The sequence below is a fragment of the Aeromonas encheleia genome, from assembly GCF_900637545.1.
Lineage (GTDB): Bacteria > Pseudomonadota > Gammaproteobacteria > Enterobacterales > Aeromonadaceae > Aeromonas > Aeromonas encheleia.
Genome location: NZ_LR134376.1, coordinates 1,020,368 through 1,033,633 on the forward strand (window position 1 = coordinate 1,020,368; position 13,266 = coordinate 1,033,633).

Below are 13,266 nucleotides of genomic sequence, written 5' to 3' on the forward strand. Positions count from 1 at the left end.
AGCGCTTAGCCGAGTTTGCGGCCGATGGGTTGGCAGCCGCCGTGGCTTGTTGTTTATCAGCCGTGCTTGCGACCTGAGAGGCGGCACCACTCCTCTTTCACCGCGGTTTGGTCCATGTCGAACCATTGGCCGTAGATGGTTTCCAGCTCCGGGGCCTGACTCTCCAGCACGCCGGACAGCGCCATCAGGCTACCCGCTTTGCCGTGGCCGGCGATGAGTGGCGCCAGTTCGCGCAGCGGGCCGGCCAGGATGTTGGCCACCACCACGTCCGCTTCCACCCCTTGCGGCTGATCAGCCGGCAGGTAGAGTTCGATCTGGCCGGCGACGCCGTTGCGTTCGGCGTTGTCATGGCTGGCCTGGATGGCTTGGGGATCTATGTCGATACCGATGACCCGGGCGGCGCCCAGCTTCAGGGCGGCGATGCCGAGGATGCCGGAGCCACAACCGAAGTCGACCACCGTCTTGCCGACCAGATCCAGCCCGTCCAGCCACTGCAGGCAGAGCGCCGTGGTGGGGTGGGTGCCGGTGCCGAACGCCAGGCCCGGATCCAGCATGACGTTGACCGCATCCGGGTTGGGCACATCGCGCCAGCTCGGGCAGATCCAGAGCCGCTCGCCGAACTGCATGGGGTGGAAGTGATCCATCCACTCGCGCACCCAGTCCTTGTCTTCCAGCTGCTCGACCTTGTAGCCCACGTCTTCCCCGAAGATCTGCTGGAAGAAGGCGATGGTGGGGGCCGGGTCGGTTTCGGCGTCGAACAGGCCCATCACCTCGGTCTCACCCCAGAGCGGGGTCTCGCCGGGCAGGGGCTCGTAGACGGGAACATCCTGGGCATCCATAAAGGTCACGGCCTGGGCTCCACGCCCCAGCAGCATGTTGCTCACCTTGTCCGCGGTCTTGGCGGTGGCGTTGATTCGAATTTGTATCCAGGGCATGGCGTCGACTCTTCATAAATGTGAAACCGCGGAAGTCTATCATCATGGGCCTGTGCTGTCGTGGTTTGCCCATGTCGGCATGGTGCAGGAAGAGAACTCTGCCGAGTTGGCACGGTTAATGTATTCCTCATTGGGTGACGGGAAGCAACCTGTTCCCGCTGAATGCTTTGCTCTATGAAAGTTCCGTCATCTTTTTTCAGCCACCTTCGGGTGGCTTTTTTTTGATGGGCGCTCATGGCCGGGAAAGGAGGGCGATCGGGCGGGAAAGCGGCGGGTTGGCACGCAAGCTGCAAAGCTTAGTCTGTCCTGCATAAGGATATGTGTGTGATTGTTACCCCAACGTTCAGGTATTTAGGGCCATCCCAGCGGGATGGCCCCTTTTTTATGCCGCTTTCGCGGGGAGGCTGGGTGGTGAGGGTCTGGCGCTAGGCTGAGCTGTGCACTCTTGGGGCCTGCCACTGGTGAATCCACCCCATGATGGTGCAGTTTTTACCCATTAGGGATTAGTCTGCAAACCCGGCCATGTCGATCACCAGCTTGCCCACCATGCGACCCGCCTCCACCTCGGCATGGGCCTGAGCCAGGGTAAGCGCGGTCAGCTCGGGGATCGTCTTGGTGAGCGTGGTCTTGAGCGTGCCGTCATCCAGCAGCGCGGCGACCCGGCCGAGCAGATGGTGCTGCTCTATCATGTCCGGGGTCTGGAACAGTGAGCGGGTGAACATGAACTCCTGGCTGAAGGTGGCGCTCTTGGGCTTGAGCAGGCCGAGATCCCAGGGCTCGTTGGACTCGGCGATGGTGCAGATGTGGCCGAACGGGCGAATGAGACTCGCCATGGCGGCCCAGTGCTGCTCGGTGGCGTTGGTGCAGAAGATGGCATCGAGCTGGCTGATGCCGAGCCCCGCCAGCTCCGCCTGCAGGTTGTGATGACTCACTACCTGGTGGGCGCCCATGGCCAGGCACCAGTCACGGGTTTCAGGCCGTGAGGCGGTGGCGATCACCTCCATCCTGGTGAGCTGGCGAGCGAGTTGGATGGCGATGGAGCCGACGCCGCCGGCGCCGCCGATGATCAGCAGCCGTCCCTCGCTCTCGCGGTTGAGGCCGATGCGCTCGAACAGCGCCTCCCAGGCGGTGATGGCGGTCAGCGGCAGGGCGGCGGCCTCCACATCCGTCAGGCTGGTCGGAGCCATGGCGACGATGCGCTCATCGATCAGCTGCAGCGCACTGTTGCTGCCGGGGCGGCTGATGTCGCCGGCATACCAAACTCTGTCGCCGGCCTTGAACAGGGTCACCTCGCTGCCGACGGCCACGACCTCTCCCACCGCATCCCACCCCAGCACCCGCGGGCTCGCTTCCACCTTGGCCTTGGGGGCGCGCACCTTGGTATCGACCGGGTTGATGGAGGTGGCCTTGACCCTCACCAGCAGATCCCGTGGGCCCGGGGTCGGGGTGGGCAGGTTGGCCTCGATGAAGCAGTGGGGGTGATCGCTGGGCAGATAATGGGTCAGGGCGATGGCTTTCATGGCAATTCCTTTCAAATCGGTATGAGTGGGATTGCTTGCCAGTCTAGTCTGGTTAATTATCCTCATTAAGATGGGTAATCAAGAAAGACTGTTTGAATATATGAACAATGTCGAACTGGAGTTGATGGGGCTGTTCGCCACAGTGGTGGAGCAGGGCAGCTTCACCGGGGCGGCCGAGGTGCTCGGTATGCCCAAGTCGTCGGTGAGCCAGAAGATCTCGCGCCTCGAATCCCAGCTGGGGGTGCGCCTGCTGCAGCGCACCACCCGCAGGCTCAGCCTGACCCCGCAGGGGGAGCTCTATGTGGAGCACTGCCGGGGGCTGTTGACCCTGGCGCGCAGCGCCAATCTCGCCATGGCCAGGCTGCGCAGTGCGCCGGCCGGCCGGGTGAGGGTCACGGCACCGGAGGCGACCGGCACCCTGCTGCTCGGCAAGATACTGGCGGAGTTTCGCGCCCTCTACCCCGAGGTGGTGCTGGAGTTGACCCTGAGTGACGAGCAGCTGGATCTGGTGGGGGAGGGTTACGATCTGGCGCTGCGGGCGGCGCCGCTGAAAGACTCCAGCCTCATCTGCCGGCGCATCGGCCAGGTGGCGCGCCATCTGGTGGCGGCCCCCGGCTACCTGGCCAGCCACGGTGCGCCGCAGCAGTTGGCGGAGCTGGGGCGCCATGCCTGCCTGGTGCACTCGGCGCTGCCGGTGTGGCCGCTGCAGGAGGGAGGCTGGCGGCCGCAGGGGGCCTGCATCAGCAACAGCCTGCTGGCGCTGCGGGAGCTGGCCCTGCATCAGGGGGGGATAGCCCTGCTGCCGGATCACGTCTGTCGGGACGATCTCAGTGCGGGGCGTCTGCTGAAGGTGCTGCCGGATCACCCCATACCACCGAACCCCTTCTACCTCATCTACCCCAGCCGGGAGCACCTGGCGCCCGCCCTGCGCAGCCTGATGGACTTCGTCGCCGAGCGGCTGCCCTTCGCCTGATCAGAGGCTCTGGCTGAGGGGCGCCTGGCTGGGCTCGAGGCCGAGTGGCACCGACTGACGCTCGGCCAGCATGCGGATCTGCCCCTCGACCAGGCTGGCGTTGGGGCCCAGCACCAGCACCAGCTGATGCTCGTTCAGCTCGATCCAGGAGAGGCAGCCGAGCCCGGTCAGGCGGAGCTGATCCACCAGCATCATATCGCGCACCCGCAGGCTGAGGCGGGTCAGGCAGACGTTCATGGCCAGCAGGTTGTCCATCCCTCCCAGCACCTTGAGGTACTGGATGGCCAGCATCTGCGGATCGGTCGGTGCCACGTTGGCGAGCCGCGGCAGCTCATCGGCGATGGGGCGGCTCGGCAGGCTGAGGGGGGCGTGATCCAGCAGCAGGGAGAAGATCAGGGCATAGGCGACGAAGAACAGGATGCCGAGCGGGATCAGCCAGAAGCTGTGCTCGCCGGCAGAGTAGCTGAGCACCAGATCCAGCAGCCCGGCGGAGAAGTAACTGCCCACCTTGATGCCGAGTGAGCTGCAGATGCCCAGCGAGATCCCGGTGAGCAGGGCATGGGTCAGAAACAGCCAAGGGGCGACGAAGGCGAACAGGAATTCGATGGGCTCGGTGATGCCGACCAGGGCCGAGGTGAGCGCCAGGGTGAGCAGCAGGCCCCCCTGTGGCAACCGTTGCAGGCGCTGGCGGTGCAGCCAGATGGCGAAACAGGCACCGGGCAGACCGAACATGATGATCGGGTAGAGCCCGGCCACATAGCCCTCGTGCAGGGGCTGGGCGGTGGCGAGCGCCTGCAGGTTGCTCTCGCCGAGGCCCACCAGGCTGCCCAGCACCTGATGCAGGCCGAGGGGGATCAACAGCCGGTTCAGCACGCCATAGCAGAAGGCGCCAAACGGTGTGGTGAGCAGATCGGAGGCGACCAGTGTGATGCCCTGCTCCAGCAGCGGCCAGAGGAGCGAGAGGGGGAGGACCAGCAGCAGGCAGATCAGGGCCGAGAGCAGCAGGCCCGGCAGCTCCCCCTGCAACTGTTGCAACCAGGCGGGCAGGGGCAGGCTGCGGGTCCAGGAGCAGACCAGCGCCGTGGTCAGCCCCGCCAGCAGGCCGCAGATCATGTCCGCATGCAGGCCGGGGGCCAGGGTCGCCAGGGCCGAGCTCAGCAGCAGGAAGTTGACCGCCCCGGCCATCGCCTGGGCGCCTTGCCCCTGTCGGCTCAGACCGAAGGCGATGGCCACCGCATAGATGAGCGGCATCTGGCTGAACAAGGCGCGACCCGCGAGGGAGAGCACCGCCAGATCCAGCACATCCGGCTGGCCGAGCCGATAGAGCAGGGCGGCCAGCGGCAGGATGGAGACCGGCAACAACAGGGCATAGCCGAGTCGTTGCAGGGATTGAGTCAGGATCTGTCTGGCGTTCTGTACGGGCATAAACGGGCGCTATTTTGTGATGCAGCGCACAGTTTACCTGCAAGGCACCCATTTGGGGATAGGTGCCTGCCTTTTATCGAGCCATTTATTATTTCTGATCAAATAATCGGCGTACGGCCTGATCCGGTGGCGGCGTCAGCAGGCTGACCAGGATGAAGGCGACCAGCCCCAGCCCCAGGCTGGGCACTATGGCGTGCAAGCCGGCCAGCTTGATCCCCCACTGGCTCAGGCCCCCATAGCAGAGGATACCGCTCAGCATGCTGGCCAGCGCCCCCGGGCCATTGGCCCGCGACCAGTAGAGGCCGAGCACCAGCGGCCAGAGGAACACCGCCTGCAGGCCGCCGAAGGCGAGCAGGTTGAGCCAGATGATCATCTCGGGGGGTTGCAACGCCGCCAGCAGCACCAGGGTGCCGAGGATCAGGGTGCAGAGCAGGGAGAGGCGCGGAATGCGCACCTCCAGCTTCTCTTGGCGAGGATTGAGGTAATTGAGGTAGAGATCCTTCACCAGGGTCGCCGAGGCCTGGATCAGCTGGGAGTCGATGGTGGACATGATGGCCGCCATCGGCGCCGCCAGGAAGACCCCCGCCAGCCAGGGCGGCAGCACCTCCATCATCAGCGAGGGCATGATCTTGTCCGGGCTATCCATGCCGGGCAGGATGGCGCGCCCCAGGGCGCCGGCCAAATGCATGCCGAACATCAGCAACGCACTGACCACGGTGCCGATGAGGATGCCTCTGTGCAACGCCTTGCTGTCCCGGTAGCCGAAGCAGCGCAGGGCCGAGTGGGGCAGGCCCACCACCCCGATGCAGACCAGCACCCAGAAGCTCAGCATGAAGGGCTGGGTCAGCATGTCACCGGCCCCCTGCGGGCTGACCAGCTTGGGATCGATCACCTTGAGCTGATGGATGAGGTTCGGCAGGCCGTCACCGGCGATGAGTATTCCGGCCAGCAGGGCGCCGGTGCCGATCAGCATGATGATGCCCTGCAGCGCATCCGTCATCACCACGGCGCGAAAGCCGCCGATCACCGTGTAGAGCAGCACGCAGCTGGCAAACAGGAAGAGTCCCTGCTGATAGCTAAGGCCGGTGGCGGTCTCCAGCAGGCGGGCCCCGCCGATGAACTGCACCACCATGGTCGCGATAAAAGCGAGGATGATGGTCACCGAACCCAGCACCACCACCCACTTGCTGCGGTAGCGGGCCCACAGCATGTCGTTGATGGTCACCGCATTGACTCGGCGGGCTATGATGGCGAACTTCTTGCCGAGCACCCCCAGGGTGAGCCAGACGGTGGGCAGCTGGATCATCGCCAGCAGCACCCAGCCTAGGCCTATCTTGTAGGCGGCGCCGGGCCCGCCGATGAAGGAGGATGCCGAGGTATAGGTGGCCACCAGCGTCATGGCCAGCACCAGGCCGCCCATGCTGCGGTTGCCGATGAAGTACTCCTGCACGAAGTCCCCGTTGCTGCGATGGCGGCTGGCCCAGAAGCCGACCCCCAGCACCAGCACCAGATAGATGACGAGGGGGAGCATCAACTCAAGATTCATGTGACGACTCCTCGGTATCCAGCGGGATTTCGATGAACAGGCGATCCACCATCAGCCCGCACAGGCCGATGAACAGCAGTGGCATCAGCATGCAGCTGAGCAGGAACCAGAGCGGCATATCCCAGAGTTCCAGCTCTTCCGGGATGAAGTAAGCGGTGCCATACCAGGCAACGAAGTAAAGCAGGGTGAGCAGCAGGCAGAAGGCTGCTTCCCGACGGGCGAGAGCGAAACGGTTCACCTTGGCCTCCGACGATTGAGAGGGGCGCAAGAATAACAAAAAAGGGCCATGTCGCCATGGCCCTTTTTCAGTTGCGGATCCTTGAGGAGCCGAGTTCCGGCACAGTGCGGCGCAGAGTGCCTGCCGCCGTGCCGGAAATGGGAGGTTCTTACAGACCCAACTTCTTGTGCAGATAGTGGATGTTGGTGCCACCGTGCTGGAAGTTTTCGTCCTTCATGATCTCTTTTTGCAGGGCGATGTTGGTCTTGATCCCTTCCACCACCAGCTCGTCGAGGGAGTGACGCATGCGGGCGATGGCGATGTCGCGGTTCTCACCGTAACAGATCAGCTTGCCGATCATGGAGTCATAGTAAGGCGGCACCTTGTAGCCCGCATAGATATGGGACTCCCAACGCACGCCCAGACCACCCGGCGCATGGAAGCGCTGGATCAGGCCGGGAGACGGCATGAAGGTGGCCGGATCTTCGGCGTTGATCCGGCATTCGATGGCATGGCCACGGATGCGGATGTCCTGCTGGGTGATCGACAGGGGCTGGCCGGCGGCGATGCGCAGCTGCTCCTTGATCAGATCCACGCCGGTGACCATCTCGGTGACCGGGTGCTCGACCTGGATCCGGGTGTTCATCTCGATGAAGTAGAACTCGCCGTTCTCGTACAGGAACTCGAAGGTACCGGCACCGCGGTAGCCGATCTCGAGACAGGCACGCACGCAGCGCTCACCGATGAACTTGCGCATCTCTTCGGTGATGCCGGGAGCCGGCGCCTCTTCCACCACCTTCTGGTGGCGGCGCTGCATGGAGCAGTCCCGCTCACCCAGGTAGAGGGCGGTACCCTGACCGTCCGCCAAGATCTGGATCTCGATGTGACGCGGGTTCTCCAGGTACTTCTCCATGTAGACCATGTCGTTCTTGAAGAACTGGCCTGCTTCGGATTTGGTCAGGGCGATGGCGGCGGCCAGTTCGGCCTCATTGCGCACCACGCGCATGCCACGACCACCACCGCCACCGGCGGCCTTGATGATCACGGGGTAACCGATCCGCTTGGCGATGGTGGCGTTGCGCTTGGCATCGTTGTCCACCGGGCCGTCGGAGCCGGGTACGCAGGGCACGCCCGCCTTCTTCATCGCCTCGATGGCGGAGACCTTGTCACCCATCAGGCGAATGGTCTCGGCGCGCGGGCCTATGAAGATGAAACCGGATTTTTCGACCACTTCGGCGAAGTCGGCGTTCTCGGAGAGGAAGCCGTAGCCAGGGTGAATGGCGACGGCACCCGTCACCTCGGCGGCGGCGATGATGGCCGGCACGTTGAGGTAGGAGTCCCCACTGGCAGGCTTGCCGATGCAGATGGTTTCGTCGGCCAGCAGCACATGTTTGAGCTCCCGATCGGCGGTGGAGTGAACGGCCACTGTCTTGATCCCGAGCTCTTTGCAGGCGCGCAGGATCCGCAGGGCAATTTCACCTCGGTTGGCGATGACTACTTTGTCCAACATGGGTGGCGTCTTCCCTTATTCGATGATGAACAGCGGCTCGTCAAACTCGACGGCCTGACCATTTTCAGCCAGGATCGCTTTGATCACACCGGCCTTGTCAGACTCGATTTGGTTCATCATTTTCATGGCTTCGACGATGCACAGGGTATCGCCGACATTGACGTGCTGACCAACTTCCACGAACGGCTTGGCTTCCGGGCTGGAGGAGCGATAGAAGGAGCCAACCATGGGGGAGCGCATCAGATGACCACTCGGGGTGGTATCGGCAGCCGGAGCGGCGGCCGCTGCAGCTGTAGCGGCAGGGGCGGCAACCTGTTGCATGGGCGCCTGCTGCATCATCATCTGCGGGGCAACGCTAACCTGGCCGGAGAAATTACGGCTGATGCGAACAGATTCTTCCCCTTCGGAGATTTCCAGCTCGGCGATGCCGGACTCTTCAACCAGTTCAATCAGCTTCTTGATTTTGCGGATATCCATTAGCATTCTCTTTCTTCTTTATCTGATCAGTGATTATCAAGCCGCGCGCAACTGATGCACGGCCGCGGTTAAAGCGAATTGGTAGCCATCGGCACCCAGCCCACAGATCACCCCCTTGGCGACATCAGACAGATAGGAGTGATGACGGAAGGGCTCCCTGGCGTGCACGTTTGACAGGTGCACCTCGATGAAGGGAATGGCGACACCCAGCAGGGCGTCGCGCAGGGCAACGCTGGTATGGGTGAAGGCGGCCGGGTTGATGATGATAAAATCCACCTGGCCCATGGCCTGGTGGATGCGGCTGACCAATTCATGTTCGGCGTTGGATTGCAGGTGATCCAGAGTGACACCGAGTTCGCTGGCGCTTAGCTGCAGATCGGCGACGATCTCATCGAGCGTCTTGCTGCCGTAGATACCCGGTTCCCGCTTGCCCAGCAGATTCAGATTGGGACCGTTGAGCAGGAGAATTCGGTGATGTTGCGACATATTGAGTACATCCTCGATGATAATGCTGCTATCTATCAGCTATCTTGCGGATGACCAGAAATCTAGCCATTTTCTGCGCAATTCGGTGTGCACTGGCACACAGATTTCGCAATTATATTGATTTCGTGAAAATTAGCAGCACTTTACTGGTCTAATCTCTACATCTGTCTATTTTTTGAGCTTTTTGGCGCCTGCCGGCAAAGGTGGGCGGCAGGGATGACAAAGCCGGCGCAAGGCCGGCTTTGGGGGTCGTAGGCAGGGACCTGCGTCAGGCCGCTTCGGACTTCTCGCGGATGAGCTTGTCCACTACGCCCGGATCCGCCAGGGTGGAGATATCCCCCAGGCTGTCGGTCTCGCCGGTGGCTATCTTGCGCAAGATCCGGCGCATGATCTTGCCGGAACGGGTCTTGGGCAGCCCCTCGGCCCAGTGGATCACGTCCGGGGTGGCGATGGCGCCTATCTCCTTGCGCACCCACTCCTTCACCTCTTTATGCAGCTCGCGGCTCGGCTCTTCCCCGGCGATCAGGGTGACATAGGCATAGATGCCCTGGCCCTTGATCTCGTGGGGAACGCCCACCACCGCCGCCTCGGCGATCTTGGGGTGGGCGACCAGCGCAGATTCGATCTCGGCGGTGCCCATGCGGTGACCGGAGACGTTCAGTACATCATCCACCCGACCGGTGATCCAGTAGTAGCCATCCTCGTCGCGACGGGCGCCGTCGCCGGTGAAGTAGCGACCGGGGAAGGTAGAGAAATAAGTCTGCTCAAAGCGATCATGATCGCCGAACACGGTGCGCATCTGGCCCGGCCAGGAGTCGGTGATCACCAGGTTGCCCTCGGTGGCGCCCTCCAGCGGCTCGCCCAGGTTGTCCACCAGGGCCGGCTGCACCCCGAAGAAGGGACGGGTGGCGGAACCGGGCTTGAGGGCGGTGACGCCGGGCAGGGGGCTGATCAGGATGCCGCCGGTCTCGGTTTGCCACCAGGTGTCGACTATGGGGCAGCGCTCGTCGCCTATGGTGCGGTAGTACCACTCCCAGGCTTCCGGGTTGATGGGTTCCCCCACAGATCCCATGATGCGCAGGCTGGCGCGGGAGGTGCCTTCGATGGCCTCCTTGCCCTTGGCCATCAGGGCGCGGATGGCGGTGGGTGCGGTATAGAGGATGCTGACCTGGTGCTTGTCCACCACCTGGCTCATGCGGTTGGTGGCCGGGTAGTTGGGCACCCCTTCGAACATGAGGGTGGTGGCGCCGTTGGCGAGCGGCCCGTAGACCAGATAGGAGTGACCGGTGACCCAACCCACGTCGGCGGTACACCAGTAGATGTCCTCTTCGTGATAGTCGAACACGTACTTGAAGGTGAGGGCGGCGTAGACCAGGTAACCGCCCGTGGTGTGCAGCACTCCCTTGGGCTTGCCGGTGGAGCCCGAGGTGTAGAGCACGAACAGGGGATCCTCGGCGCCCATGGCTTCGGGCGGGCAATCCGGGCTGGCAGCGGCGACGGCGTCGTGCCACCAGATGTCCCTGTGGTCATGCCAGGCGACCTTGCCGCCGGTGCGTTTGAGCACGATCACCTTGCTGATCCGGGTCTCCGGGTTGGTGAGCGCCTCGTCCACGTTCTTCTTGAGCGGGATGGGGCGACCGCCACGCAGCCCCTCGTCGGCGGTGATGACGACGGAGGAGCCGGAGTCGATGATGCGGCCGGCCAGGGCCTCCGGTGAGAAGCCGCCGAAGACGATGCTGTGCACGGCACCGACCCGGGTACAGGCCAGCATGGCGATGGCCGCCTCAGGCACCATGGGCATGTAGAGGCAGACCACGTCGCCGCGCTTGACCCCTTGCGCCTTGAGCACGTTGGCAAACTTGCACACCTCGCCATGCAGCTCGCGATAGGTCAGCTTGCGATCCTCGGCCGGGTTGTCCCCCTCCCAGATGATGGCTACCTTGTCGCCGCGTTCAGCCAGATGGCGATCCAGGCAGTTGGCTGAGACGTTGAGCAGGCCATCCTCATACCACTTGATGGAGACGTGGCCCGGATCGTAGGAGGTATTCTTGACCCTGGTGTAGGGCTTCATCCAATCGAGGATCTTGCCCTGCTCCCCCCAGAAGGCGTCCGGATCCTGTACCGACGCTTGGTACATGGCCTCATAACCCGCCTTGTCCAGCAGGGCGCCCTTGCTGATGTGGGCCTTGACCGGGTAGACCTTGTGCTCGCTCATCTGTCACTCCTTTGAATACATTCTCGTCATGATTAGATAACAACTTATACCTTTGGTGTGTGAGGGCAATTAGACTTTTGGATAGCGACGAGAGGATGCGGTGAGGGGCCCCCGGGCACTGGGGATGACAGCAGAAAGGGAGCCAGGGGCTCCCTTTCTCGCGCCATGGGGGAGCTAGCAGCAGAGGCCGCCGTCTGGGGCCAGCTTGCTGGCCAGGTGGGACTTTGACAGCGGGTGGCTGAACAGATAGCCCTGGCCCTCCTCGCAGCGCAGTGACTGCAAGAACTGGCGCTGGGACTGGGTCTCGATGCCCTCGGCGGTGACCGCCATGCCGAGGCTGCCCGCCAGATGGACTATGGTGCGGCACAGCTCCCGGCTGTGTTTGTCGTCGGGCTGCGCCTGGACGAAGGCCCTGTCTATCTTGATGCGGTCTATGGGCAGGCTTTTGAGCAGGCTCAGGGAGGAGAAGCCGGTGCCAAAGTCGTCGATGGCGATCTGTACTCCCAGCGCCTTGAGGCGGGTAAAGAGACTCAGGCTCTGATCCACGCTCTGGATGATGCTCTCGGTGACCTCTATCTCCAGCCGCTCTGCCGGGAAGCCGGTCTGCGCCAGGATGGCGGTGACCCTGTCCACGTAGTCGGGGGATCGCATCTCCCTGACCGACACATTGACGGACAACCTGGGCACGGCGAACCCCTCCGCCAGCCACCGCTGTCCCTGCTGGCAGGCGGTGCGCATCACCCATTCCCCCAACTGCTCAATCAGACCGCACTCCTCGGCCACCGGAATGAAGCGGGCGGGAGAAATCATACCCTCGCTCGGGTGCTGCCAGCGCACCAGGGCCTCGAGGCCGCTGAGGCTGTCATTGGCGAGATCCGTCATGGGCTGGTACAGCAGGCGGAACTGCTGCTGCTCCATGGCCTTGATCAGCCCCTGCTCCAGGGCCATCCGCTCCCTCATCTGGGTCATCATGTCGGGAGAGTAGAACAGATAGCCGTTGCGGCCCCGGCGCTTGGCCTCATGCATGGCATTGTCCGCCGCACTGATGAGGGCGTCCGCGCTCTGGCCATGATCCGGGTAGAGCGCTATGCCGATGCTGGCCGAGACGGCCACTTGCTCCTGCCCCAGCTCGACCGGCTCGTGCAGGCTGAGCAGCAACTGCTCGGCCAGGGCCACCAGGCGCTGTGGCTGCTCGCCCCCTGGGATCAGCAGCAGAAACTCATCCCCGCCGAGCCGGGTGGCCAGATCGTCGGGGCGCAGGCGATGGCCGATGCGCCGGGCCAGCTGCTTGAGCAGTTGATCCCCGGCGTCGTGCCCCAGGTTGTCGTTGATCAGCTTGAAGCCGTCGAGATCGATGAACAGCAGGGCAAACTGGTGCTGGTTGAGCCTGGCCGCCTCGAGCTCCAGCGCGAGCCGCTCCTGCAACAGGCGGCGATTGCCGAGATCGGTGAGGGGATCATGGTAGGCGAGGTGCTGGAGTCGGGCCTCGGCTTGCTGCAGCCGCGCTTCCTGGCTGCGGTAGACGGCCTCCTGGTCGATGTTGCGCATGGTGACGAGGAGGCTCTCCGGGGCACCTCTGGCATCCAGCATGGGGCTGCAACTGGCCTGCCAGTATCGCGACCACGCCGGATGGAGGGGGTTGCTCCCCTTCAGGATCAGTGAGGAGTGCGGTAGCGCCTGAGTGATGGGGGGCGTCTGCAGGGGAGCGAAACCGGGGTTTATCTCGAGCAGGCTCTTGCCGAGCAGTTCCGCCAGGGGAAGGCCATGGATCTCGGCGAAGGTCCCATTGACGCTGCGGCATCTGAGCTCACGATCGAATACCCCTATGCCAAACGGCGCCAGATCGAACAACTGCTGCAATTCATGGAGGGACAGCTGCGGGAGACAGGGATCCTGAACCGATTCGGGTAGCGCTTTTGCCATGGAGGCTCCTGAATTGATGTTGTTGTCATTTACTGCTGA

General features: G+C 63.3%; 11 protein-coding genes. 1 reads left to right on the forward strand and 10 read right to left on the reverse strand.

The genetic code is table 11. From position 1 onward, the window contains the following. Positions 1-56 precede the first annotated feature (56 nt). Both prmA and EL255_RS04860 read right to left on the reverse strand, forming a co-directional pair. Entirely contained in the window at positions 57-935 is an 879-nt protein-coding gene (gene prmA / locus EL255_RS04855) for a 50S ribosomal protein L11 methyltransferase (protein WP_042652830.1), read from the reverse strand. Between the two features lie 503 nt (positions 936-1,438). Beyond that, the gene (locus EL255_RS04860; protein WP_042652829.1) at positions 1,439-2,455 is read right to left on the reverse strand and encodes a zinc-binding alcohol dehydrogenase family protein; all 1,017 of its coding nucleotides are present in this window, start codon (positions 2,453-2,455) and stop codon (positions 1,439-1,441) included. A 100-nt stretch (positions 2,456-2,555) separates the two neighbouring features. Here EL255_RS04860 and EL255_RS04865 point away from each other — a divergent pair, with 100 nt between their 5' ends. Continuing rightward, positions 2,556-3,428, forward strand: a complete 873-nt coding sequence (locus EL255_RS04865) for a LysR family transcriptional regulator (RefSeq protein WP_042652828.1) — start codon at positions 2,556-2,558, stop codon at positions 3,426-3,428. On the opposite strand, the gene EL255_RS04870 is transcribed toward EL255_RS04865, so the two are convergent. The 8 genes from EL255_RS04870 to EL255_RS04905 all read right to left on the reverse strand — a co-directional run bounded on the left by EL255_RS04870 (position 3,429) and on the right by EL255_RS04905 (position 13,227). Beyond that, a complete protein-coding gene (locus EL255_RS04870; protein ID WP_042652827.1) occupies positions 3,429-4,853 on the reverse strand; it encodes a PTS transporter subunit EIIC in 1,425 nt (474 codons plus the stop codon). A gap of 88 nt (positions 4,854-4,941) precedes the next feature. After that, entirely contained in the window at positions 4,942-6,399 is a 1,458-nt protein-coding gene (gene panF, locus EL255_RS04875; RefSeq protein WP_042652826.1) for a sodium/pantothenate symporter, read from the reverse strand. Beyond that, entirely contained in the window at positions 6,389-6,637 is a 249-nt protein-coding gene (locus EL255_RS04880) for a YhdT family protein (RefSeq protein WP_042652825.1), read from the reverse strand. Before EL255_RS04880 ends, panF begins: the two co-directional genes overlap by 11 nt. Before the next feature lie 148 nt (positions 6,638-6,785). After that, positions 6,786-8,126, reverse strand: coding sequence for an acetyl-CoA carboxylase biotin carboxylase subunit (gene accC / locus EL255_RS04885; RefSeq protein WP_042652824.1), 1,341 nt, complete (start codon positions 8,124-8,126; stop codon positions 6,786-6,788). A 15-nt stretch (positions 8,127-8,141) separates the two neighbouring features. Next, positions 8,142-8,603 (reverse strand): acetyl-CoA carboxylase biotin carboxyl carrier protein, encoded by a 462-nt coding sequence (accB, locus tag EL255_RS04890; protein ID WP_042652823.1) that lies wholly within the window; start codon positions 8,601-8,603, stop codon positions 8,142-8,144. Between the two features lie 36 nt (positions 8,604-8,639). Continuing rightward, entirely contained in the window at positions 8,640-9,089 is a 450-nt protein-coding gene (aroQ, locus tag EL255_RS04895; RefSeq protein ID WP_042652822.1) for a type II 3-dehydroquinate dehydratase, read from the reverse strand. A gap of 268 nt (positions 9,090-9,357) precedes the next feature. Further along, positions 9,358-11,304, reverse strand: a complete 1,947-nt coding sequence (gene acs, locus EL255_RS04900; protein ID WP_042652821.1) for an acetate--CoA ligase — start codon at positions 11,302-11,304, stop codon at positions 9,358-9,360. 174 nt (positions 11,305-11,478) lie between these two features. Then, positions 11,479-13,227: a sensor domain-containing protein gene (locus EL255_RS04905; protein ID WP_042652820.1), complete on the reverse strand. Its 1,749-nt coding sequence runs from the start codon at positions 13,225-13,227 to the stop codon at positions 11,479-11,481. Positions 13,228-13,266: the final 39 nt, after the last annotated feature.